Genomic DNA, 21,470 nt, shown 5'->3' on the forward strand with positions numbered 1-21,470 from the left:
GGGTGGGGCGAAGCCGAAGGGCGGCGGCGAGGACGGGCGGGAGGAGGCGCCGCCATGGATGAGCTCCATGAGGCGGTCCTCGGCGAGCTCCTCGGCGCGGGGGCGGACCTTCTCGGTCTCCTCCTCGCGCACGAGGGAGATGGCGGCCTCGACGAGGTCGCGAATCATGGACTCGACGTCGCGACCGACGTAGCCGACCTCGGTGAACTTGGAGGCCTCGACCTTGACGAAGGGGGCCTGGGCGAGCTTCGCGAGGCGCCGGGCAATCTCCGTCTTCCCCACGCCGGTGGGGCCAATCATGATGATGTTCTTCGGGTGGATTTCGTCGCGCAGGTCATCGGAGACCTGCTGGCGGCGCCAGCGGTTGCGCAGGGCGATGGCGACGGCGCGCTTGGCGGCGTTCTGCCCGACGATGTAGCGGTCCAGCTCGCTGACGACCTCGCGGGGCGTGAAGGCGGACATCTTTCGAGACTCGGCCACGGGGGGTGACTCCTAGAGCTCTTCGATGGAGATGTTGGAGTTGGTGTAGATGTCGATTTCACCAGCGATGGTGAGCGACTGCTGGGCCACCTCGCGGGCGGACAGCTGGGTGTGGGCCATGAGGGCGCGTGCGGCGGCGAACGCGTAGGGTCCGCCGGAGCCGACGGCGGCGATGCCGTAGTCGGGCTCGATGACGTCACCAGCGCCGGAGAGGATGAAGGTCTTCTCCTTGTCGGCGACGATGAGGAGGGCTTCCAGGCGGCGGAGGAAGCGGTCGGTGCGCCAGTCCTTGCCGAGCTCGACGCAGGCGCGAGCCATGTTCTTCTGGTGCTCCTTGAGCTTGCCCTCGAAGCGCTCGAAGAGGGTGAAGGCATCGGCGGTGGAGCCGGCGAACCCGGCGAGGACCTGGCCCTCGCCCAGCTTGCGGACCTTCTTCGCCGTGTTCTTCATCACGGTCTTGTCGAAGGAGACCTGGCCGTCGCTGGCGATGGCGACCTTCCCGTCGCGCCGCACGCAGAGAATGGTGGTGCCGTGGAACATAGGGCCACGGGTCTAACAAGCCGGGCCCCGGTTTTCCAAGGGACAGTGACTGCCTGTCCGCTCTCGTACCGTTGTGGCGGAGGGATGACGGCTTCCGTGTACCGGCGGGCCCCCTCCAGGAGGGCCCGCCAGCGGCGCACAGCGGACAAACTAATCCGGAATTCTGTGACCGAAGAAGTAGCGGACACCTGGCTGGTACCTGTCAGCGTCTCCCCGTTCGAGGAAGTCCTCGACGATAGCCGCAGCGGTGAGGTTCTGCAGACGGCCGGACTCATCGAAGAATGCGCGGCAATCCAATCCGGTAGTGGCCTCGAGGAGCATCCTTCCCATTGCGATGCGGTCTAGATGCTCTCCGGTATGTATCCGCTTCAATAGGCGTTGAGCGATTCCTCGAATGTCCAGCCGCCCTCCTTCAATGAGTGCTTCTTGCTCATGAAGCCTCTGACTGGAAACGAGCCCCTGAAAGGTGTTCTGGAGTAATACAAGATACTCCTCTACCAGAAGGACCGGCGCAGACTCTTCGAAGGGCGGTGGCAACCCGTTGGATTCCCATAATACTCGAGGTCCTTTTGCAATCGGACCCGGCTCCACTTCAAGGACCTGAGAGATGTAATATTCGACCTCAGCCTCGACCTTTCGATCCTTCAGTTGCCGATAGTGGTGTATCAGATGCGGCATGCCCCATACACCTGCTGAGCACGAAAGAATTTCGCAGAAGTATCGTCGGGTATAGGGACTGTGTCTCGGCGCAAGAAGCCTCTCAGAAGAGGCTTCGAGTTCGCGAATGACGGAATAGGGGGCAGCATAGGACAGCAGGGTGGCGCAGGCATTCCAAACATCTGCGTCCCGAACCTCATGCATCAGTTTCACAAGCCGCCCGGAAACGTCGAATCTGCCTTGTTGAAGATTGGCCAGTATGCAGGGGAGAACCCGCCAAGGATCATTGCTGGCGAGATGACGAAGGTCAGCTACGTCGGGAGGGGCGGGAGTGGTGAAATGCAGGCCGGTCCCCAATTCGAGCAGGCTGTTGTCAAAATATGGTGGTCGCATGGGTCATTGGAACAGCATCTTGCGCTCATCGCGTTTGGGGGGATTCATATTCTGAATCCGTGTCTGGAGGCTCTCAATGTCCCGGCACTCATCCTTGAGAACCGAGTCGGGGATGAGGTTCGACAGTGAGTAGGGGCACCCACCGGCGTCGGCTGGAGTCATGTGATTGACCTGGTCCTCGTCATCAATCGCCTGCCCCTTCTTTCGCCATTCTTTGATTGACTTCTGGCGTGCTGCCCTCCAGGCACCACCGCTCTTGACACCGCCTGCCAGTCCAGGCTCCAGGACTTTGAAATGGACACCGCACCCCTGGTCCGGAGGGTTGTGCACGTTGGGGCAGTTGGGGTGTTTCTGCCGAAGCTCCTGGAGTCTCTTGAAGTCGCGCTCGCACTCATCGCCCATTCGGATGATGTTGTCCTTGACGGACAGGCCGGACTTCGCGTCGAGCTTGTTGGCCCAGGGCGGCATCGGCATCCTGCCCTCCGCGACCTGCTGGAGGATCGCCTGCATCTCCGAGCGTCGACTCATCCGGTAGCGCGCGATGCACTCGTAGAAATCCATCTCCAGCACTGTCTCGAAGGGCTGCCCGGTCGTCGGGTCCTTCTGGTTCTCGTGGAGTGGCCCGTTACAGCACGGGCAGGCGCTGAGCGTGACCTGGCCTGGACTGCTCGTGGCGCTCTGCGCGAGGTTGGGGGTGGGAACAGCGTTGTTCGCGTTGCTGCCGTGATTGGATGTCGTGAGGTCGATATGCCTCGGGACATTCTTGCCCTCGAAATGAACATCCATCGACCAGGAGATGAAGTGTGTCTTCCCCGTAATCTGGTGGGAGATGATGCCCGCTCCGAAGTTACGGGTGGCGGCCTCGTTCCCCAGAGGGGACGTCGCATAATAGGACTGGTCACGCAGCATGACGGGCTCGCCGTTGATCGTCACCCGCTTGCTGCCCTGCTTCATGTCCCGGGAGAAGGACGTGTTCGGGTAGGGCACTGGCACCGGCCCCGCTGGCGGCGGCGGCGGGCTCATGCACACGTCCGGAAAGGCCGCCACGACTTTTCCGTCCCCTCCGGCGCAGGCCACCTCGTTGCCATTGGCGAATACCTTCATCAGGGCATCCCTCGTGGAGTGTAGGTGTCAGGACCGCGCAACACTGCCGCTGCCCTCCCCCCGGCCCCGTCGGCGGTGGAGATCAGGGCTCGGGGCCCGGGCGCATAGCCGTGACGCATGGCCACCGCGGCCCAGGCCAGGGCCACCAGGCCCGCGGCCGCCCCGGTCTCCCCCAGCGACTCCGCAGGGAGCCAAAGAGGCGTGGACTCCCTGCGCGTGTGCAACAGCCGAGAGAGGGCCAGGGAGATTTCCTTGAAGCCATGGCCCTCTCCCGAGGCATCCGCGACGCGGAAGTCCACCTCGGCGACGGCCACACCGCCCTCGGCCAGGGCTTCGCGGTAGGCCTGCGCGAGCCCCAGTCCACGCAGCGGCTCGTCCGATTGCAGGGTGGCCCGTTCATGCCCGAAACCGAGGCCCGTCAGCCACAAGGGACATGCGTCGCCGCGAAGCGGCCGGCGCGTCAGCAGGATGCACGCGGCCGCCTCTCCGGGAATCACTCCATCCGAATTGTCCGGGCGTAGCAGCCTTCCCTGTCGAAGCAGTCCATCGAGACTCGATGCATTGGTGAAGGTGTCCACCGCGGCCACCAGGCAGCCAGGAAGCCGCGGGCGACGGGACAACAGGAGCCGGGCTTCGGCCAGTGCCCTGAGTCCCGCGGTGTTTCCCAGGGCCAGGCTGTGAGACAAGGTGCCTTCCAGTCGAAGCCCATGCGCCTGCTGAAGGTGCTCGAATGCCCGGGGAAACACCTCCGAGACACCTCCTGGACGCTCCGTGGGCGCCGTGCCCACCAGCAGCGGCAGGTGCGCGAGCTCGGCTTCCTCCAGGCCGCGCACGGCGCCTGCCACTGCCATGCCCAGCAGCCCCAGGACTCGCTCCTCGCGCCGCAACTCGGGTGCGAGCGTCGACAACTCCGAGAGGACAATGGGCGCGCCGTCGTTGTCATGGTAGCGGCTTCTCTTGAAACGATTCATCCGCGCACGCAGTGCGGCACCGGCCGACTCGGCACTCAGCCCCAGCGGGCAGGCCATGCCCGCGGCGGCGACGTATAGAGGCGTGGCGCTCATGACAGCCCTCCCGTCCGCCGCGCGCGATGCCTCCACGAGACCAGGGCGCCCAACCCTCGGAAGTAGGGCTTGCCGCGCAGATACCTCACCGGCCCGTCCTTTGAACTCGGGCGTGGCAGGCCCACTTGAACCTCGCGAAGGTGGGAGAGCTTCTTGCCCAACGGCACGGAGGCCCGCCACGTCACCACCACCTCGCGGGCATCCGCGTCGAGTAGCACTGTGTCCATGCGTGTCTCCACGCTGACGTCGGACTCCCGGAAGCGGAAGACCACCGGCACCGGGACTCGCGGCAGCGTCACCGTCCATGCGCCGGACTCGGCCAGCCCCAGGCACCGAAACACCTCCCCACCGCGCAGGGCCGGCAGTTGCTGGTCCTCAGGCGCGCACTGAAAGTAGCGTGGGTTGAAGTCGCGGGGGAGGAAGGGGTAGTCCTCCGCCAGCCAGCGCTCGTCGTACGTGCCAGCATGGATGAGGCGAGGCTGCCAGCCACGGCCCACCGGACCGAAACCCATCGGTACCGTCCTCCCATCCCACCTCTCGAGGAAGTGCCATGGGTCCTCCAGGTTGGGCAGCGGTGTCCCTACGGCATCGGCGGCACGAGGATTCAGCCGGAAGCCGCGGCCCACCGGGTTGCGCAGCTCCGCACCGTGGTGCTTCAGCTCCGGGTGGGAGGTGTCCACTCCGCCAAAGGCAAGCTCGTAGCGCAGGGGCATGCGGACGAAGGGCTTGGGAGGCGTGGGTTTCACGCCCATCATCCCCTTGTCCCAGTGGCGGTCCCCCGTGACGCGGATGTCCTTCTGCCAGCCCGGCATCTCCACGCGTACCCACATCGCTTCCGCCGCGCGCCCGTGCGGTGCGACGGCATGACCCTTCACGAGGATGTCCACCCGAGGTTTGGTCAATGCGAAGTCATTCTCCCAGAGGAGACTCGTGCTCTCCGGGGCTCCGTGGTGCTCGTCCGTGTAGGCCACCGGACGTTGCACTTCCGCCAGCTGGGGCTCGCCGCGGCCGTCCATGAGGAAGGTGCCCTTGATGGCGACGACACAGTGCTCCCGGGCCTGGGCATCCGTCGCGACGGTGAGGCCCGCGGACATGCTCGTGGTGTTCTCGCTGATTTGCATGTCGGTTCCTCGTGTCAGCGCAGCGTGCGCTCCAGGGGCAACAGTCTCAGTTGCTCGCAGGCTCCGCGGGCCTGGGCCAGCGCCGACCACTGTCGCTGGGTAAAAGCCCGGGTGGGGATGCGGTGCCGGCCCTGGCTGCGAATGGCAAACTCTCGAGCCAGCACGTGCCGGCGACGCATGGGGCCGTGCGTGAGGGCCTCCAGCAGCACGGGCCCCTCAAGAAGCTGGCCGTTCAGGTAGCGTCGCTCGGCATGGAAGCGAGGACGAGCCTCCTTCCACCAGTACCTCACCGCACCAATGCACGGCCAGGGCAGCTCATCCTCGGGTCTGGGCACCAGGTCGGCATCCAGGTCCTCCTGCTGCTCTGGCGACGGAGGTGCCCCTTCGGGTTGCTCCCCGGGAGGGAGGGCATGGAGGCCCTCCAATGGGAGGCCCGTCATGGCGGAGAAGGCTTCCCCCGCCAGTCGTGCCACCAGGGGGTCCTCCAGAAGCGCGAGACAGGCCTCCATGGCCACAAGGCGACCACTGAAGCCCAGGGCCCAGAGGGCATGTGGGCGCATGTCCCGAGTCCCCAACATGTCCACCAGCAGGGCCGTATCCGCGTCATTACCGAAGAGGGCGAGCAGCACCATGGCCTGCGGCGTGTGGGCATTACACGCTCGCACTGCCTGGCGGCAGGCCTCCCAGGCCCCCCGTGCTCCCGCGGTGAGGCCGGCCTCCATGGCCGCGGCGCGAATCCCCGGGTGCTCGGATTCCAGGAGTCCCGGGAGGAGCCGGCGCACGGTGTCCTCGGGGAGAGCGTCGCTGGCACGCAACGCCGCCATTCGTGCCCGCGGCTCATCGTGGAGGAAGTACCCTGTGAGTAATTCTGGAGGCGCTTCGTGACGGAAGGTCATCGCCTCCAAGACATGGGCCTGGAGAGAGAGGTCATCCCGCTTCAGCAGCGGGAGCACGTGCGAACCCAGACCTGGGGACGCGCTCACCTCCACCGCGCGTCGGACAGCCGCTCTCACTTCGCTCGAAGCACCTTGCATGAAGTTGAGGAGGACTTCGGCCTGCCCCTGAGACAGAAGGACATAGGCAGCGGCGGTGATTCGCGACGCGTCTCCAGAATCCAGAGCGGGCCAGAGCAACGACGCGGCAGCTTCCGTGCCCCCCAGCACCAGCCCATGCAGGTGCGCAGCCAGCTGCTCCTCCCGAGCCGCCGTGTCCGTGAGATTGAAATCCGGAGCCTCCAAGGCTCGCTCCCATTGCAGCCACCGGAAAGACGCCTCGTCCAGGTGCTCTTCCAGCACGTCTTCCAACACCATGGTCACGTCCCCTCAGTTGATTCGGACCGAGCCGCCCTGGAGTCGGACAACGCCCTCGGCGCACGTCTCCACGTAGGTCCCCTCCAATAGAATCCGTCCGCTACGCAGGAGCGTCAGGCGCGCCCTGCCGCACCGCAGCACGAGGCCCTCGTTGCCTTGGATGACCCGGATGTCCGCCGCGTCTTCGCCTGCTGGTGGATGAGCCTGTGCTTCGCCGTGACCCGCTCGAGCGCTCTGCCCACCCTGCGTGTGGAGCTGAACCGACATGCCCTTGAGGCGGACGGTGCCATCCGCCGACGTTTCGACCGACGTCCCCTTCAGGGAGATCTTCCCGTTGCGTAGCAGCGTGATGGAGGACTCTCCACAGCGAAGGGCGAGTCCATCCTGGCCCTGGATGACGCGAGCGCGAGACTCGGCGGCCTTTTCCAGTGCGGCCTGCAGCGCATTCGGCTGGGCGTTCCGCGGAACGACGGGCAGAAGGGCCATGATGATGGGGTTCCGCGGGTCTCCGTCCTCGAAGCGGAGTTCCACGGGCTGCAGGGCTTTGACGGCAGTTTGGAGTCCCTCCACGTCCAATCGCACGGCCTTGCGTGCCACGCGAGGGCCCACCGGATTGCCTTCGAAGTCCACCAGGGGTCGGCCCTCGCCATCCGTCCCGATGATGAGCCCCAGGCGGCTCTCCCAGAGAGGTTCCAATGTCACCTCGGGGGAAGTGACGTGCACAGACGACAGGCGACTCATGGGAACTCCCCCTCTGCGAAACGCAATGACAGGGCACTGGATGGACGACCTGGATGGGTCGGGCCCCCCGGTCCTCGTGGAGGCTGAACGACCCATGGGGCGCGGCACTGCAAACAGCCTCACATGTCTTTACCGAGCAACCCTACCGACCCGGGCTGACTTGCAATGCATGAGGCGTGCTGGGAATGAAGAGCCCCGCCCAAAGTGCGATTGCGCTGAAATACGGAGACTCGGGAGCGACGTTGGCTGGCTATATGTGGACGCTCTGCACACCTCACGCCCTTGGCTTTGGACATGAAGAAGCGGAGGGCACTCGCTGAGGAGCTGGGGCGGGCGGAAATGGAATTGCAGCAAGCGTACGGGGCGCTGGACGGGAGTCCCGAATTCCGGATGCAACTGGCCCAGGCGAAGGAGGCCGTCCCCGGAAAACCTCCGACGAAAAGGTCTGACCGAGTCCGAGTTTCTGCCGTGCCTACCACTCGACGGTGGTCACCAACTCGTCATGAGTTTCGAGATGAACCGCCAGAGACGTACGCGCGGTTCACCGCGCACCGCTCACGCGCCCGAGCCTCTCGGCGACGGAGCGACGGGCATCTTCCACACTGACGAGCTTCACCTTGCCGCTGACGACCTCGTGGACTCGGCGCTTGATGACCTTCGCCCACTCGCTCTCGTCAGCGGGAGCTTCCTGAACCGGCTTGTCGAGACTGAGCAGCAGCTCATGAGCGAGCCGTGCACGCTCCTTCGAAGGGAGCCTCAGCGCATCGTTCAAGATTTCATCCGCGGTAGCCATCGCGGTCTTGTCACGCCCGCGGGTGCGCGGCGTCGTAGACCTGCTGGAGCTGCTCCCACGTCACCTGCGTATACCGCTGCGTCGTGGACAGGCTGGAGTGGCCGAGCAGCTCCTGGATGCTGCGGATGTCCGCGCCGCCTCCGAGCAGGTGCGTGGCGAACGAGTGGCGCAGCGCGTGCGGGCTCACCTTGCGCGCCAGCGCGCACTTCAGCACGTGCGCATCCAGGTGCCGCGCGATGCTCCTGGGCGTCAGCCGGCCTCCGCGGAAGTTGAGGAACATGGCGTCCGGGTCCTGCCCCGCTTTCGGCGTGGCCAGCAGCTCGCCCCGGCGCGCGAGGTACGCCTCCAGCGCGCGGATGGCCTGTGCATTCACGGGCACGAGCCGCTCCTTGCTCCCCTTGCCCATCACCCGGACGATGCGCCCGCTCCGGTCCACGTCCAAGAGGTCCAGGCCGCACAGCTCGCTGATACGGAACCCGCCGCCGTAGAGCAGCTCCAGGATGGCCTTGTCCCGCAGCCCGAGCACCGTCTTCAAGTCATGCACGTCGATGAGCGCGAAGACCTCCTCCACCGGCAGCACCTTGGGCAGCGGCTTGGGCAGCTTCGGGCTCTTCACCAGCTTGGCGGGACTCGCGGGCAGGAGCTTCTGCCGCACGAGGTACTTGTAGAAGGACTTGATGCTCGCCAGCCGCCGGGCGCGACTCGCGGGCGCGTGGTCCGTGCTCAGCGTGCCAAGGTAGCCGCGAATCGCCGCGTGCGTGCCGGCCAGCAGCGACAGCTTCATCCGCTCGACGAGGTAGCGCTCGAAGTCCACCAGGTCGATGAGGTAGTTGCGCACCGTGTGCGGGGACGCGCCCTTCTCGTCCTCCAGGTGGACGCGGAACTTCTCCAGCAGCGGCGACAGCGGCAGGTTCGTCATTGCACGGGGAGCCTACGGGCCCCCCGCATCCTCGCAAGATTCACGGCCCCGGTGAATGACACCCCGGGCCCCCTCACCTGCCCCTTGCCGTGCATCCTCACCCACCGTGCAAGCGGGAGCCGTCTTCGCTCCCGCCAGGAGTGGTTTCCGGCGTCGGGGCGAAGGGCACGCAGAGCTACTTCGTCCCCGCCGGAGGAGCCGCGGGCGCCGCGGCCGGCGCCTCGTGGTTCGAGACCACCGACGGCAGCACCGTCGCGCACGTGTCCGGGGACAGCCAGCGGGCCCCGCACATGGCATTGAGGAGGGGCACGCGCACCTGCCAGAGCACCACGAACAGAATCAGCAGGGTGATGCCCAGCCGCGCCCAGCCGGACAGCCCCTCCGTCTCGTCGTCCTCGTCCCGCAGTTTCAGCATCGCTGGGCGCACCAAATCCATGCGGTCCACCCGCGCGCCCTTCGGCAGCTTCGGCCGCCGCGTCACCAGCGAGGACAGCGCGGGCGTCAGCATCAGCCTGTCATTCAGCGCCCAGCCCGAGCCCTCCAGGAGCAGCGCCAGGTTCCGCCGCCGCAGCTTCAGCCACCCCAAGAGCCCCGCCGGCGCCATCACGACAATGGCAATCAGCGTCGCCGCCGAGATGAGGTCCACCAGCGTCAGCGACTTCACTTGCGTGACAATGAACGCGAACGACGAGCCCAGCGCCGCCGCCGCGATACTGCCCGCAGCCAGCAGCCCGCCAAGGCCGCCCGCCGCGGGCGCCGGTGCCGCCGCGGCAGCAGGAGCCGGTGCCGCCGCGGGCGTGGGCGGAGCCGTCACCGCCTGCGTGTAGCCCTTCTCCAGCGTCGTATCGAAGGTCTTCTCCCCCGCCGACGCCAGCGACTCCACCTTGCTGGTGATGAACGTGCCCATGCGCGTGAAGGGCATGGTCATCGCCTCCCACAGCGACACGGGCTGGCGGTTGACGTGCGTCACCGTGGCGTCGTGCTCCTTGCCGTCCACGTCGTAGAAGATGCCGCGCTTGCCCACGAGCAGGTCCGTGCTCCGCCCCCGCGTGACGGGCACCGCCACCTCGTAGCTCGGCGCCCCATCCTTCGGCGCCACCTGGACGTAGAGGATGCACGTGGTGCCTTGCGCCGTGAGCGCCGCGTGCGCCGCCCGGTTCGTCGTCAGCACCGACAGCGTGTACTTGCGCCCGCCCAGAATCAGCGCCCCCTTCTCCATCAGCGCCCGCCGCTTCGGCAGGTAGATGTTGGGCATGCTGATGAAGTTGTTCGCGAACATCAGCAGCCACTGCTGGTACAGCACCAGCCGCTCCAGCTCGACGATGGCGTCCAGCGTGGGCTTCAGCGCCAGGTCCGCCGCGCACGCCGCCTCAATCGCATCCAGGTCCGCGTCCGACACCGTGGGCAGCGTGGCCGCCATCTTCTGGACGGGGCTCGCGTCGAACTTCGCCTGCCATGCCAGCACCGCGTCCGCCTTCGCCACCAGCTCGCGCCACGCCGGGTCCGTCAGCCGCCGCGCGTCCCCCGTCAGCGGCCCCGCCACGTCCTTGCGGAAGGCCTCCAGCATTTCGTACGCGGGCCCACGGAGCAGCCGGGCCCACTCCAGCACGCCGGCGGGCTCGGGAGGAGCGATGGGCAGGTCTCCCGCCGCCTTGCCCAGCGCCGCCGTGTCTCCGAGCGCGCCCTCCACCCGCTCCGCGCGCAGGCGCAGGCTCGCCGCCGCCTCGGGCTGCGCGGCCACCAGCCGGCACTGCAGGAAGTACGTGTCCAGGAGCGGCGCCACCTCGCGGATGCGCTTCGCCGTGTCGAGGCTCGCCTCGCCCAGGGTGAACGCGGCACCCTTCGCTTCCACGTGCGCGAACAGTGCCGCGCGCTCCTCGCGGAAGCGCTTGAGCATGGCCGGGTCGATGCCCGGCTCGCCCGCGCGGTTCTTCACCTCCGGGAAGCTCGCCATGATGGCCACGGCCAGCGGGCGCAGCGGCTCGGGCAGGTGCGCGGGGGACACGATGCCGTCCCCGTTCTGCCCCGTCTCGCGCAGCGCCTTGTCGCTGGCCCGCACCTGCTCCAGCGAGATGCGCGCCCCGTCCGGCGCCTTCAGCGTCCGGAGGATGGTCTCCGCCGCGCTCCGCAGCGGCCGGGCCTCCTCGGTGAGCGCGTCCAGCTCCAGCACCGGGCTGCCCGCGTCCGCGCCCTTCCGGTCCTTCAGCCGCTTCGCCGCCCACTCCACCGCGGAGCGCACCTCCGCCACGCGGATGCGCCCGTTGCCGTCCGTGTCCATGAGCGACAGGAAGCGCGGGTCACAGCTCAACCCCTCGAGCGGACACGCCGTGGCGATCCACTGCGTTTCGGGGATGCGGACCGCCTCCTCGAGCACGTCGAAGGAGGGAAGGTCGACCTGGAGCGAGCCGCCATAGCGGCGATAGACGAGAGGTGCCATGCGAGCGGCGGAAGTAAGCACACCGCAGCGCGGACCGCACGCCCCCGAGGGGACTCGCGGCGGGGAAAACCCTCCCCCGCCGCGCCGTCAGCGCCCCGGTCCTACATGTCCTTCACGGTGTCGAACAGGCTGCCCGCCGTGTCGTAGCTGAAGTACGGGCCCTGCCACTTGTAGACCTTCGTCGGATCCGGGTTCCAGAACATCCAGCTGTTCACCGAGTACAGGTAGGCCCAGAACTGCTGGCCGTAGCTCTCCAGCCACGGACCGCCGCTGGCGCCGCCCGTCATGTTGCAGCTGATGGTCGGGAAGCCGCTCTCGTTCCACGTCGTGCCGTAGCAGTAGTACAGCAGCGACCCGTTGTACGGCGGGTCCGCGGGGTAGCCGAACTGGTAGATGTACGCGCCATACGGAGCGCCCCACTTGATGCCCTGGCCACCCACCGCGTCGACGATGCGCACGCCGTTGAGCGGGTTCATCACCGCCGCCGCCACGTCGTAGGCGCGGTCCGCGCTGTTGATCCACCCGTTCTTCGCCCACAGCTGGTAGGCCGTCCACACGCCGTAGGGCGTGGTGCCCGAGTTGTAGCCGGGCACGAAAATCCAGTTGCTGAACCACCCGCGCCCCGCGCCGCCGCCGTGCACGCAGTGGCCCGCGGTGAAGACCACCCGCTTGCCATTGCTGTTCACGGTGCTGCCAGAACACGAGCGGTTCTGCCCCTGGTCATTCGTATAGAAGACGCGCCCGGACATCGTGTTGACGTCGGCCAGCGTCATCGGCACGCCACCGCGAGGCTCCACGCCGTCCACGATGCGCGCCTCGTTCTCCGGCGCCACGCGCTTCAGGCTGAGGGGCGCCGTGCCCGACTTCTCCGGCGGCTCCGCCGGCAGCGCCGCCGCCATGCGCTCCGGCGTCCAGTACGCGAGCACGGCCGCGACGTCCGACTGCACCGCCAGCGTCGGCGAGCTGCTGTTGTCCACCGGGTCCGCGGAAGCTCCCGCCTCCGCGAGCGCCGGGCTCCCTCCTGAAACGACAGCGAACACCACTCCCGCGAGTACGCCTCGAACTCCCGACAGACGTTGCATCGGACAACCTTTCCGGGGACGACGGGGTAGAACCCCACATCCTCCAGAAGGGCTGGTTTTTCAGTCAATACGCGGAACCCCGCAGAAGCCTGCGGGGCCCCTGGTGCGAATTACAGTGCGGCGGGCACGCTGTAGACACCGGCCTTAGGGCCCTGGCCGATGATGTAGACGGCGCGCGAGTCGTCCTTGCCCGCGAAGGACACCGGCACCTGCACGCCCTGGTCGAGCGTCTTCCGCGCCTGCGTCTTCACGTCGTACAGCGTCACGTCGTACGTGTCCGAGTCCATGCGCGCCGACGTCGCGAGCACCCGCTGGCCGTCCGCGGACAGCTTGTAGCTGAAGATGCCCTGCATCCACGTCTGGGGCTCGCCCGTCTGGGGCAGCGGCAGCGCCTTGAAGTCACACGCGCGCCCGTTGCGGATGCAGTTCGAGCGGAACACCACGTTCGTGTTCCCCGGCATGAAGCCGTAGCCGAACACGCCCTTGTGCACCTTCTCCGCCTTCTCCGCGCCCAGCGGATACAGCATCAGGTCCACGGAGTACTCGGGCTTGAGGAAGCGAGACAGGAACGCCACGTAGCGCCCATCCGAGCCCCAGAGGAAGTTGGGCACCCGGCCACCCACCTGCTTCGGCGCCCCGTCCGGCAGCGACGCCACCGTCATCAGCCCCGCGCCCGCCGTGGAGTCGTACTTCTCCAGGAAGCCCACCGCCTGCGAGTCCGGCGAGAAGGCGAACTTGTCCACGCGCTCGCCCAGCTTGCGGCCCGCGCCGCCCGACGCCGGCCCCACGTACAAGTCCCCCGGCACGTCCGGCTTGCCGTTCTCCGTGCGCCCCAGCCACTTGCCGTCCGGAGAGAAGGCGAACGCGCCGGACGCCACCGCCAGCCGCTGCGGCTTCAGCGCCGGCACTTCCGCCAGGTGCAGGTCGTACAGCCCGCGCACGGACTCGCTGCGCACCTGGAAGGCCACGCGCTTGCCGTCCGGGGACACCGCGTAGTCACCCACCTGGTCCGCCAGCTTGCGCGGCGCCTCCTGCGGCTTGTCCACCGACACCGCGGCCAGCCCGCCCGCGGCCGTCAGCCGGCGCTTGATGAACAGCGTCTTCCCGTCCGGAGTGAACTGCGCGGTGCTCACCTCGCCCGCCACCTCCGTGAAGGGGCCGTTGGGCATGGGCCCGAGCTTCAGCCGGCCCGCGTCCACGAACGCCAGTTGCGTCGCGTCCGGGCTGGGCAGCATGTAGCTCACCGCCGTGCCCAGCACCGTGGGCTCGGACTTCGCGTCCGTCAGCGAGGCCACCGCCAGCGCGCCGGACTGCGAGGCCGGGTTGTAGCCGGTGAGGAACAGCGCGTACTTCGAGTCCGGCGTGGTGAGCAGCCCGCCCGGCACGTTCGTCACGCCGTCGCCCAGCTTGCGCGGCTCGCCGCCGGCCACGGGCACCACGTACAGCTCGCCCAGCAGCATCTGCGGAGGCACCCCGTCCAGCCGGGGCTTCTGTCCGTTCAGGAGGTACGTGGCGTACTGCCCGTCCGGCGTCACCCGCAGGTCCGCCGCGCGGCCCGCCGCCAGCAACAGCCCCTGGCCCGCGCCAGGCGCGCCACGGGCGGGAGCCGCCGGAGCACTCGCCGCCGCGCCGCCCGTCGGCGCCGTGCCCGTACCGGAGCCCGCCGCGCCACCACCGCCGCCCTCGTCCTTCTTGCAGCCCGCGCCCGCCATCACGAGCGCGGCCACCAGGCCCGCTCCCAGAAGTCGCCCCTGCCGCATCCGCATCATGCGCTCCTCTGTTCCACGTGCTCGGGCGCGCCCGGCCCCGGGACGCCCGCGTGCGGCAGCCACGCCGCCAGGTCCTGCTTCGCCCGCGACGCGTACGCCGCGCGCTTGTCCGCCTTCTTCACCCGCCCCGGAAGCGGCGGGAAGAGGCCGAAGATGATGTTGGAGGGCTGATGCGGGTAGTCCGGCGGGTGCGCTTCTCCCGTCACGTGCCGCAGCAGCGAGCCCAGCGCCGTCGTCGCCGGCGGCGGCACCCACTCCTTCCCCGTCAGCCGCGCGTGCAGCGTCAGCGCCACCAGGTACCCGCACGCCGCGCTCTCCACGTAGCCCTCCACTCCCGAAATCTGCCCCGCGAAGTACAGCCGCGGCTCCGTCTTCAGCGACAAGTCCCGCGACAACAGCCGCGGCGAGTCGATGAAGGTGTTGCGGTGGATCTGCCCCATCCGCAGGAACTCCGCATTCTGGAGTCCGGGGATGCACGTGCTGAAGATGCGCTTCTGTTCACCCCACGTCAGCCGCGTCTGGAAGCCCACCATGTTCCATGACGTCCCCGCCGCGTCCTCCATGCGCAGCTGCACCACCGCGTAGGGCTCCTGCCCCGTGCGGGGGTCCCTCAGCCCCACCGGCTTCATGGGCCCGTAGGCCAGCGTGTCGTCGCCGCGCTCCGCCATCACTTCAATCGGCAGACACCCTTCGAAGTACTTGGGTTCCTCGAAGCTGTGCGGCACCACCTTCTGGCCCGCCTTCACCTCGGCGATGAAGCGGTAGTACTCCTCGCGGTTCATCGGCAGGTTGAGGTAGTCGTCCCCGCCGCCCTTGCCGTACCGGCTCTGCCGGAAGGCCACCGACAAGTCGATGGAGTCCCCGGAGATGATGGGCGCGATGGAGTCGTAGAAGTAGAGCTTCGTCCCCACGTGCCGCTCCAGCTCGCGGGTGAGCGCGTCCGACGTGAGCGGCCCCGAGGCCACCACCACCGGGCCCTCGTCCGGAAGCCGCTCCACCTCGCCCGCCACCACCTCCACGCCGGGCATCCGCTGCAGGGCCTCGGTAATCGCTCCAGAGAAGCGCTCGCGCTCCACCGCCAGCGCGTCACCCGCGGGCACGCGGTGCTTGTCCGCGCTGCCCAGCACCAGCGAGCCCAGCGCGCGCAGCTCCGCGTGCAACAGGCCAATGGCGCTCTCCGGGTTGTCCGAGCGCAGCGAGTTGCTGCACACCAGCTCCGCGAACTGGTCCGACTTGTGGGCCGGCGAGCGCTTGTGCGGCTTCATCTCGCGCAGCACCACCGGCACCCCACGGCGGGCGAGCTGGTATGCGCACTCGCTGCCCGCCAGGCCGCCGCCAATCACCGTCACCCGCTGCTGCTTCACATCCGCCATCCTTCAGCTCCTCGGGACTCCAAGGGCCGCGCCGCGCTGCGCCCGGCCCGTCCGGCGAACTGTTAGCAGGACCGGGGCGCCCTGTCCCACCAGCGAAACGAGGCGCGTCAACCCCCAGTCATGCCTCGGGCGTCCCGCCTGCCCGGCTGCCCCCCGGCCCGCCGATGCGCATCGTCGGAAGGCGCGGTTTCCCTACCTGGGTTGAACCCCTACGTTTTTCGCGTTCGACGCTCGGGGGCGGCCTGCATCCGGGCGAGCGGAAGTGAACTCGAAGCGTGGAAACTCGGAGACCCAAGGTCATGAGCCGTACCAATGAACTGAACCGGATTCGTGAGCTCCTCCAGCGCCGCCGCCGCGAAATCCTGACGGCCAACGCGGGCGCTCACCGCGAGCTGACCGCCCTGAAGGACCAGGAGCGGGACCCCGAGTACGAGGAGAATGCCCAGTCGGAGCTGGCGGACTACACCCTGTCCAGCCTGATGGAGGCCCAGCGCCGCGAAATCATGCTCATCGACGCGGCGCTGCGGCGCATGGACATGGGCGTCTTCGGGGACTGCGTGGACTGCGGCTTCGAAATCCCCATCGAGCGGCTGGAGGCCCTGCCCTTCGCCATCCGCTGCGAGGAGGACGCCACCCTCCACGAGCTGGAGACGCGCGGCGGGCCCATGGCCACGCCCTCGCTCTAGTCTCCAGGGCGTCCAAGGCCGACAGGCGCTCCCACCGCCGCCCGGGGAGCGCCTACTCGCCTTCCTTCTGGAGCACGACGAACCGGTAGTTCTCCAGCTCGTTCTGCCCCGCCGTGTAGAGCACGGTGAGGAGCATGTCGTAGGGGACCTTCTTGTCCGCGATGACGGACAGCTCCCTGCTGAAGGGCGCCGACGGGTTGCGCTCGGCGATGTACTTCAGCTTCTCCACTTCCTTCTTCAGCGCCGCGTCCAGCGGGAGCACCAGCCGGCCCTGCAGCTTGTCGGCGGGGAACTGCCCGTTCTGCAGGCGCAGCACCTCGCGCTCGCCCACCAGGACATTCTTGGGGGTGATGGTGACGGCCACCGTGTCCTTCGGCGTGGCGCGCGTGGTGGACACGGGCGGCCGCACATCCTCTGACGCGGTGATGGCCGCGGAGGACGAGGCGAAGGACTTGAGCAGGAACACCAGGAGGATGGTCATCATGTCCATCATCGCGGTGATGTTCAGCTCCTTGATTTCGCCGGCCGCCTCGCGCTCCTTGCGCTTCTTGCGCGCCAGCGCCTTGCGGTAGCGCATGCGCGACAGCGCTTCTTCGTCGGCCTCGGTCAGCTCGGGTGTCGTCGGCTCGGCCATGACTCAGATTGCCCCGAGGGTGACGTCCGGGAACAGCAGGCGGCGCTCCTTGCCCTGCGTCTCGCGGATGGCGTCCAGCGTCTGGGTGAGGGACTCGTAGGGGATGTCCGGATCCGCGCCCACGATGACCTTCGTCTCTTCCGGGAACGCCGCCTTGATCTCCAACATCTTCGCGTTGAGCGCGGTGAAGTCGTAGGTGCCGTCCGCGCGCACCGGAATCGTGGGGCCCGCCGCCGCCGCGCCCTCCGCCGTGAGCACGGCGTTCTCGCTGCTGACGAAGTGGCCCTTCTTGGAGATGAGCACGGACAGCGTCAGCTTCGGCTTGTCGTCGCCCTCCTGCGTCACGCCCGCGGACGGGGCGCCGTAGGCCGGAGCATTCACGTTCAGGATGCCGAACGTGGTCAGGCCCGTAATCGACAGCAGCATGAAGATGATGAGGTTCATGAGGATGTCGAGGTACGGGACGATGTTCAGCTCGCCCGTCTCCTCCTCCTCACGGACCTTCAGCTTGCGCCGGGAGTAGTGGAACGCCATGGACGCGTACCGCCCGCGTTACGACGCGCGGGATTCCAGCTCCGTGGTGCCCGGGTCCGTCCCGCCGCGGCGCGACAGGAGGTTCTCCAGCTTCAGCGCGTTGAGCTCGATGGACTCCACCAGCCCCTTCGCGTGCGACGTGAGGAACAGGTGGAAGACGATGCAGAGCACCGCGATGGAGAGCGCGAAGGCGGTGTTGTTCATCGCCTTGGAGATACCGTCCGACAGCAGCACCTGCTTCTGCTCCGCCGGCACGTTGCCCAGCGCCTGGAAGGTGCCGATGAGGCCGAAGATGGTGCCGACGAGGCCCACCAGCGTGGCGATGTTCGCCAGGGACCACAGCCAGGGGATGCGCTTCGTCACGTGCGGGCTCTGCTCGACGATGGCCTCTTCCACCGCCTTGGCGACTTCAATCTCGCCGCGGTTGGCGTTGATGAGGCCCGCGCGGATGACCTTCGCCAGCGGGGCGTTGGGCGCCATGCTGCACACCTTCACCGCGCGGTCCAGGTTGCCGCTGCGCACCAGCTTGGCGATCTGCTCCATGAACGGAGGCGCCGGCAGGTTGTAGCGGAACACCACGGTGACGATGCGCTCCAGCGCCACCGCCAGCGAGCACGCCAGCCAGAACAGGTTCACGAACATGAACGGACCGCCATCCTTGAAGAACTTGATGACGGAGTCCGTGACGCCCATCTTGCCGCCTTCCGCGGCCGCAAGGGTCACGTCCAGCAGCAGCTCGCTCACCGAGAGAATCATCGCGCCTGGTGTCCTTTCAACGCCCGTCCCCCCAGGCGGGCCCGTCCGGACACGGGCACCCATGAGCTACTCCCCGAGGAGGGGGCAGCCTGGACTTGTAGGGCGGGCCCGCCAAGGCTGTCAAGCCAAGGGGGCGGGCCCAGCCCTTCGGAACTATTGGGCTTTCAAGCAGCCGAGGAGGTTTCCGGGGTCCCAGGCACCCCTGCCTGCTCCACGACCTCTCGCCGGTACCCGCACTCCTTGTTGGGGCAGGCGATGTAGGCGCCGTCCCGCTTGGAGAACTTCTGGAGGAGGTACGGCGACTGGCACTGCGGGCACTGCTCGGCCAGGGGCCGGTCCCAGGCGGCGAACTTGCAGTCCGGGTAGCGGTTGCAGCCGAAGAAGATCTTCCCGCGGCCCGAGCGGCGCTCCGTCAGGTACCCCTGCTTGCACTCCGGGCAGCCGACCCCGATGGAGATGGGCTTGGACGTCTTGCAGTCCGGGTAGCCCGAGCAGGCCATGAAGCGCCCGAAGCGGCCGCGCTTGATGACCATGGGCTTGCCGCACTTCTCGCACGTCTCGTCCGTGGTCTCCTCCTCCACGATGACGATCTTCCCCTCGGCGTCCCGCTTGAAGTCCTTGGTGTTCTTACAATCGGGGTAGTTCGAGCAGGCGAGGAAGTGCCCCATCTTCCCGAACTTGATGACGAAGTGGTTGCCGCACTTCTCGCAGGCGATGTCGGTCTTGATCTCCTCGCGCTTGACGTCGCGCATCTCCGCCTTCGCCTTCTCGAGCGTCTCCTTGAAGGGCCCGTAGAAGTCGTGCAGCACGGCCTTCCAGCTCGCGCCGCCCTCGGAGATCTGGTCCAGCTTCTCCTCCATGGTGGCGGTGAAGGTGACGTCCAGCTCGTGGGGGAAGTGCTTGACCAGCATCTCGTTGGTCATCTGCCCCAGGTCGGTGGGCCGGAAGCGGCCCTCGAGCTTCTCCACGTACTTCTTGTCCTGGATGGTGGACAGAATGGCGGCGTACGTGGACGGGCGGCCGATGCCGCGCTCCTCCAGCTCCTTCACCAGCGTGGCCTCGCTGAAGCGCGGGGGCGGCTGGGTGAAGTGCTGCTCGTGGAGGAGCTTCTGCAGGGCCAGCTTGTCGCCCTCGTTGAGGTAGGGCAGCTCGCCCACGGCATCCGCGCCCTCGGCGTTCTCGTCACCGGCGGCCTTCGCCTTCTCCTTCTCCGCCTCCTCCTCGGGGGTGAGGCCGGCGCCGTACACCGCGAGGTAGCCGGGGAACTTCAGCGTGCTGCCGGAGGCGCGGAACGTGGCCCGGCCCGCGGCGATGTCCGCGCTCGTCTGGTCATAGACGGCCGGCTTCATCTGGCACGCCACGAAGCGGTTCCAGATGAGCTCGTACAGGCGGAACATGTCCAATTCGTCCATGGCCTCGAAGAAGGGCCGCACCCGCTCGGGCGGGTACTCCAAGGACGTGGGACGGATGGCCTCGTGCGCGTCCTGCGCGTTCTTCCGGGTGCGGTACACCACGGGCTCTTCGGGCAGGTAGTCCCCGCCGTACTTGCCGCCGATGAACTCGCGCACCTGCTTCACCGCGTCGTCGGACAGACGGGTGGAGTCCGTACGCATGTACGTGATGAGCGCCGTCTGGCCCTCCTCGCCGAGGGGGACGCCCTCGTAGAGCTTCTGGGCCAGCGTCATCGTCTTCTTCGCGGTGAAGGACAGCCGGTTGGCGGCCTCCTGCTGCAGCTTGGAGGTGATGAACGGCGCGGGCGCGTTGCGGCGGCGCTCGCGGCGGTCCACCTTGGCCACCACGAAGTCGGCCGTCTGCAGCTCATTGACGAGCCCCTCGGTGGTGGCGCGGTCCTTCAGCTCCATCTTCTTGCCGTCCACCTTGGACAGCTTCGCCTTGAAGGGCGGCGGGCCGGACGGGCCCTCCAGGAGGGCGTCCAGCGTCCAGTACTCCTCGGGGACGAAGGCCTTGATGGCCTCCTCGCGCTCCACGATGAGGCGCACCGCGACGGACTGCACGCGGCCGGCGGACAGGCCCCGGCGGATCTTCTGCCAGAGCAGCGGGGAAATCTGGTAGCCCACGAGCCGGTCGAGGATGCGGCGCGTCTGCTGCGAGTCGTAGTTGTCCTGGTTCAGCTCGCGCGGCTGGGCGATGGCCTCTTGAATGGCCTTCTTGGTGATTTCGTTGAAGGTCACCCGGAGCGCGTCGGGGTGCGCGAGCTCTTCCTTGATGTGCCAGGCAATGGCCTCGCCCTCGCGGTCGGGGTCCGTGGCGAGGAAGACCTTGTCGGCGGACTTCGCCATCTTCTTCAGCTCGTTGAGCACCTTCTCCTTGCCCTTGATGACCTCGTACTCGGGCTGGAAGTCGTGCTCCACGTCGACGCCCATCTTGCTCTTGGGCAGGTCCTTCACGTGCCCCACGGAGGCCTTCACCGTGTAGCCGGAGCCCAGGTACTTCTTGATGGTCTTCGCCTTGGCGGGCGACTCCACCACGACGAGGTAGTGCGGGCCCTTGCCGCGAGGCGTGGCCTCCTCGTCCGCGTCCGCCTCCACGGTGGGAAGCGTGTCGTCGTCGCCCTTCTTGGTGCGGCGGCGGGCCGCCGTCTTCTTCGCCTTGGCCGCCGGCTTCTTCTTGGCGGCCGTGCGGGTCGCCTTACGGGGGGCCTTCTCCTCGGCCGCCTCCGTCTCTTCCACCTTCTTCTTCGTCCGCGTGGCCATGACTCTCCTACCTAGACCTTTTCGTACAACCTACCGGGGTGCTGGATGATCAGCCCCGTCAACTCCAGCTCCACCAGCGCGCCGGTGAGCGCCGCCGGTGAGAGGGTGCTGCCGACCAGCACCTCGTCGAATGTCCGGGGAACCCGGTCCAACACCTCATAAGTGCCCTTCGCTTCCTCCGAGAGGGACTCCCATGCTTCCGGAGACTCCGGGGGAAGACTCAATCCCGGCTGAACCCCCACCGCCCTCCATACCTCTTCCGGGCTCGTACAGGCCCTCGCCTGTCCGTCTCGGAGCAGTGCGTTACAACCGGCGGCCGCCGGCTGCGTCACGTCCCCGGGCAGCGCGAAGACCGGCCGCCCC

Annotated in this window: 20 protein-coding genes; 1 reads left to right on the forward strand and 19 read right to left on the reverse strand. The window is 67.7% G+C overall.

The features are described from left to right. The 14 genes from HG543_RS34980 to trmFO all read right to left on the reverse strand — a co-directional run. Positions 1 to 480, reverse strand: a 480-nt coding sequence (locus tag HG543_RS34980; RefSeq protein WP_169349259.1) for an AAA family ATPase, incomplete at its 3' end; no start/stop codon positions are given. A gap of 12 nt (positions 481 to 492) precedes the next feature. Beyond that, positions 493 to 1,020, reverse strand: a complete 528-nt coding sequence (hslV, locus tag HG543_RS34985; protein ID WP_169349260.1) for an ATP-dependent protease subunit HslV — start codon at positions 1,018 to 1,020, stop codon at positions 493 to 495. A gap of 150 nt (positions 1,021 to 1,170) precedes the next feature. Continuing rightward, entirely contained in the window at positions 1,171 to 2,070 is a 900-nt protein-coding gene (locus HG543_RS34990; RefSeq protein WP_169349261.1) for a hypothetical protein, read from the reverse strand. 3 nt (positions 2,071 to 2,073) lie between these two features. Next, positions 2,074 to 3,174 carry a PAAR-like domain-containing protein gene (locus HG543_RS34995; protein WP_169349262.1) on the reverse strand — a complete coding sequence of 367 codons (1,101 nt, stop codon included), beginning with the start codon at positions 3,172 to 3,174 and terminating at the stop codon, positions 2,074 to 2,076. Continuing rightward, a complete protein-coding gene (locus HG543_RS35000) occupies positions 3,174 to 4,238 on the reverse strand; it encodes a hypothetical protein (RefSeq protein WP_169349263.1) in 1,065 nt (354 codons plus the stop codon). The genes HG543_RS34995 and HG543_RS35000 overlap by 1 nt, the downstream gene beginning before the upstream one ends. After that, the gene (locus tag HG543_RS35005; protein WP_169349264.1) at positions 4,235 to 5,359 is read right to left on the reverse strand and encodes a DUF2169 family type VI secretion system accessory protein; all 1,125 of its coding nucleotides are present in this window, start codon (positions 5,357 to 5,359) and stop codon (positions 4,235 to 4,237) included. The genes HG543_RS35000 and HG543_RS35005 overlap by 4 nt, the downstream gene beginning before the upstream one ends. A gap of 14 nt (positions 5,360 to 5,373) precedes the next feature. Then, positions 5,374 to 6,669: a TIGR02270 family protein gene (locus HG543_RS35010; protein WP_169349265.1), complete on the reverse strand. Its 1,296-nt coding sequence runs from the start codon at positions 6,667 to 6,669 to the stop codon at positions 5,374 to 5,376. 12 nt (positions 6,670 to 6,681) lie between these two features. Next, entirely contained in the window at positions 6,682 to 7,410 is a 729-nt protein-coding gene (locus tag HG543_RS35015) for a DUF6484 domain-containing protein (RefSeq protein WP_169349266.1), read from the reverse strand. 541 nt (positions 7,411 to 7,951) lie between these two features. Beyond that, entirely contained in the window at positions 7,952 to 8,203 is a 252-nt protein-coding gene (locus tag HG543_RS35020) for an addiction module protein (protein WP_169349267.1), read from the reverse strand. 10 nt (positions 8,204 to 8,213) lie between these two features. Next, positions 8,214 to 9,122, reverse strand: coding sequence for a tyrosine recombinase XerC (locus HG543_RS35025; protein WP_169349268.1), 909 nt, complete (start codon positions 9,120 to 9,122; stop codon positions 8,214 to 8,216). A gap of 175 nt (positions 9,123 to 9,297) precedes the next feature. Next, a complete protein-coding gene (locus HG543_RS35030) occupies positions 9,298 to 11,559 on the reverse strand; it encodes a kinesin (protein ID WP_171818052.1) in 2,262 nt (753 codons plus the stop codon). A 101-nt stretch (positions 11,560 to 11,660) separates the two neighbouring features. After that, entirely contained in the window at positions 11,661 to 12,599 is a 939-nt protein-coding gene (locus HG543_RS35035; RefSeq protein WP_169349270.1) for a trypsin-like serine peptidase, read from the reverse strand. Between the two features lie 152 nt (positions 12,600 to 12,751). Beyond that, the gene (locus HG543_RS35040) at positions 12,752 to 14,410 is read right to left on the reverse strand and encodes a PD40 domain-containing protein (protein WP_169349271.1); all 1,659 of its coding nucleotides are present in this window, start codon (positions 14,408 to 14,410) and stop codon (positions 12,752 to 12,754) included. Then, positions 14,407 to 15,783 carry a methylenetetrahydrofolate--tRNA-(uracil(54)-C(5))-methyltransferase (FADH(2)-oxidizing) TrmFO gene (trmFO, locus tag HG543_RS35045; protein ID WP_169349272.1) on the reverse strand — a complete coding sequence of 459 codons (1,377 nt, stop codon included), beginning with the start codon at positions 15,781 to 15,783 and terminating at the stop codon, positions 14,407 to 14,409. Before trmFO ends, HG543_RS35040 begins: the two co-directional genes overlap by 4 nt. 299 nt (positions 15,784 to 16,082) lie before the next feature. On the opposite strand from trmFO, the gene HG543_RS35050 reads away from it, so the two are divergent. Beyond that, positions 16,083 to 16,469, forward strand: a complete 387-nt coding sequence (locus HG543_RS35050; RefSeq protein ID WP_169349273.1) for a TraR/DksA family transcriptional regulator — start codon at positions 16,083 to 16,085, stop codon at positions 16,467 to 16,469. A gap of 52 nt (positions 16,470 to 16,521) precedes the next feature. On the opposite strand, the gene HG543_RS35055 is transcribed toward HG543_RS35050, so the two are convergent. From HG543_RS35055 to HG543_RS35075, 5 genes are all read right to left on the reverse strand, one after another. Next, positions 16,522 to 17,103, reverse strand: coding sequence for an ExbD/TolR family protein (locus HG543_RS35055; protein ID WP_169349274.1), 582 nt, complete (start codon positions 17,101 to 17,103; stop codon positions 16,522 to 16,524). A 3-nt stretch (positions 17,104 to 17,106) separates the two neighbouring features. Continuing rightward, a complete protein-coding gene (locus HG543_RS35060; protein WP_169349275.1) occupies positions 17,107 to 17,637 on the reverse strand; it encodes an ExbD/TolR family protein in 531 nt (176 codons plus the stop codon). A gap of 18 nt (positions 17,638 to 17,655) precedes the next feature. After that, positions 17,656 to 18,393 (reverse strand): MotA/TolQ/ExbB proton channel family protein, encoded by a 738-nt coding sequence (locus tag HG543_RS35065; RefSeq protein ID WP_169349276.1) that lies wholly within the window; start codon positions 18,391 to 18,393, stop codon positions 17,656 to 17,658. A gap of 164 nt (positions 18,394 to 18,557) precedes the next feature. Continuing rightward, positions 18,558 to 21,107 (reverse strand): type I DNA topoisomerase, encoded by a 2,550-nt coding sequence (gene topA, locus HG543_RS35070; protein WP_169349277.1) that lies wholly within the window; start codon positions 21,105 to 21,107, stop codon positions 18,558 to 18,560. A gap of 11 nt (positions 21,108 to 21,118) precedes the next feature. Continuing rightward, a partial coding sequence (locus HG543_RS35075; protein WP_500690507.1) for a DprA-like winged helix domain-containing protein occupies positions 21,119 to 21,470 on the reverse strand: 352 nt, incomplete at its 5' end.

The sequence above is a fragment of the Pyxidicoccus fallax genome, from assembly GCF_012933655.1.
Taxonomy (GTDB): domain Bacteria; phylum Myxococcota; class Myxococcia; order Myxococcales; family Myxococcaceae; genus Myxococcus; species Myxococcus fallax.

What these genes read in the sequence shown, in the direction of transcription:
- hslV (WP_169349260.1), bottom strand. Translation starts at nt 1,020, where the DNA reads ATGTTCCACGGCACCACCATTCTCTGCGTGCGGCGCGACGGGAAGGTC.
- HG543_RS34990 (WP_169349261.1), bottom strand. Translation starts at nt 2,070, where the DNA reads ATGCGACCACCATATTTTGACAACAGCCTGCTCGAATTGGGGACCGGC.
- HG543_RS34995 (WP_169349262.1), bottom strand. Translation starts at nt 3,174, where the DNA reads ATGAAGGTATTCGCCAATGGCAACGAGGTGGCCTGCGCCGGAGGGGAC.
- HG543_RS35000 (WP_169349263.1), bottom strand. Translation starts at nt 4,238, where the DNA reads ATGAGCGCCACGCCTCTATACGTCGCCGCCGCGGGCATGGCCTGCCCG.
- HG543_RS35005 (WP_169349264.1), bottom strand. Translation starts at nt 5,359, where the DNA reads ATGCAAATCAGCGAGAACACCACGAGCATGTCCGCGGGCCTCACCGTC.
- HG543_RS35010 (WP_169349265.1), bottom strand. Translation starts at nt 6,669, where the DNA reads ATGGTGTTGGAAGACGTGCTGGAAGAGCACCTGGACGAGGCGTCTTTC.
- HG543_RS35015 (WP_169349266.1), bottom strand. Translation starts at nt 7,410, where the DNA reads ATGAGTCGCCTGTCGTCTGTGCACGTCACTTCCCCCGAGGTGACATTG.
- HG543_RS35020 (WP_169349267.1), bottom strand. Translation starts at nt 8,203, where the DNA reads ATGGCTACCGCGGATGAAATCTTGAACGATGCGCTGAGGCTCCCTTCG.
- HG543_RS35025 (WP_169349268.1), bottom strand. Translation starts at nt 9,122, where the DNA reads ATGACGAACCTGCCGCTGTCGCCGCTGCTGGAGAAGTTCCGCGTCCAC.
- HG543_RS35030 (WP_171818052.1), bottom strand. Translation starts at nt 11,559, where the DNA reads ATGGCACCTCTCGTCTATCGCCGCTATGGCGGCTCGCTCCAGGTCGAC.
- HG543_RS35040 (WP_169349271.1), bottom strand. Translation starts at nt 14,410, where the DNA reads ATGATGCGGATGCGGCAGGGGCGACTTCTGGGAGCGGGCCTGGTGGCC.
- trmFO (WP_169349272.1), bottom strand. Translation starts at nt 15,783, where the DNA reads ATGGCGGATGTGAAGCAGCAGCGGGTGACGGTGATTGGCGGCGGCCTG.
- HG543_RS35050 (WP_169349273.1), top strand. Translation starts at nt 16,083, where the DNA reads ATGAGCCGTACCAATGAACTGAACCGGATTCGTGAGCTCCTCCAGCGC.
- HG543_RS35055 (WP_169349274.1), bottom strand. Translation starts at nt 17,103, where the DNA reads ATGGCCGAGCCGACGACACCCGAGCTGACCGAGGCCGACGAAGAAGCG.
- HG543_RS35060 (WP_169349275.1), bottom strand. Translation starts at nt 17,637, where the DNA reads ATGGCGTTCCACTACTCCCGGCGCAAGCTGAAGGTCCGTGAGGAGGAG.
- HG543_RS35065 (WP_169349276.1), bottom strand. Translation starts at nt 18,393, where the DNA reads ATGATTCTCTCGGTGAGCGAGCTGCTGCTGGACGTGACCCTTGCGGCC.
- topA (WP_169349277.1), bottom strand. Translation starts at nt 21,107, where the DNA reads ATGGCCACGCGGACGAAGAAGAAGGTGGAAGAGACGGAGGCGGCCGAG.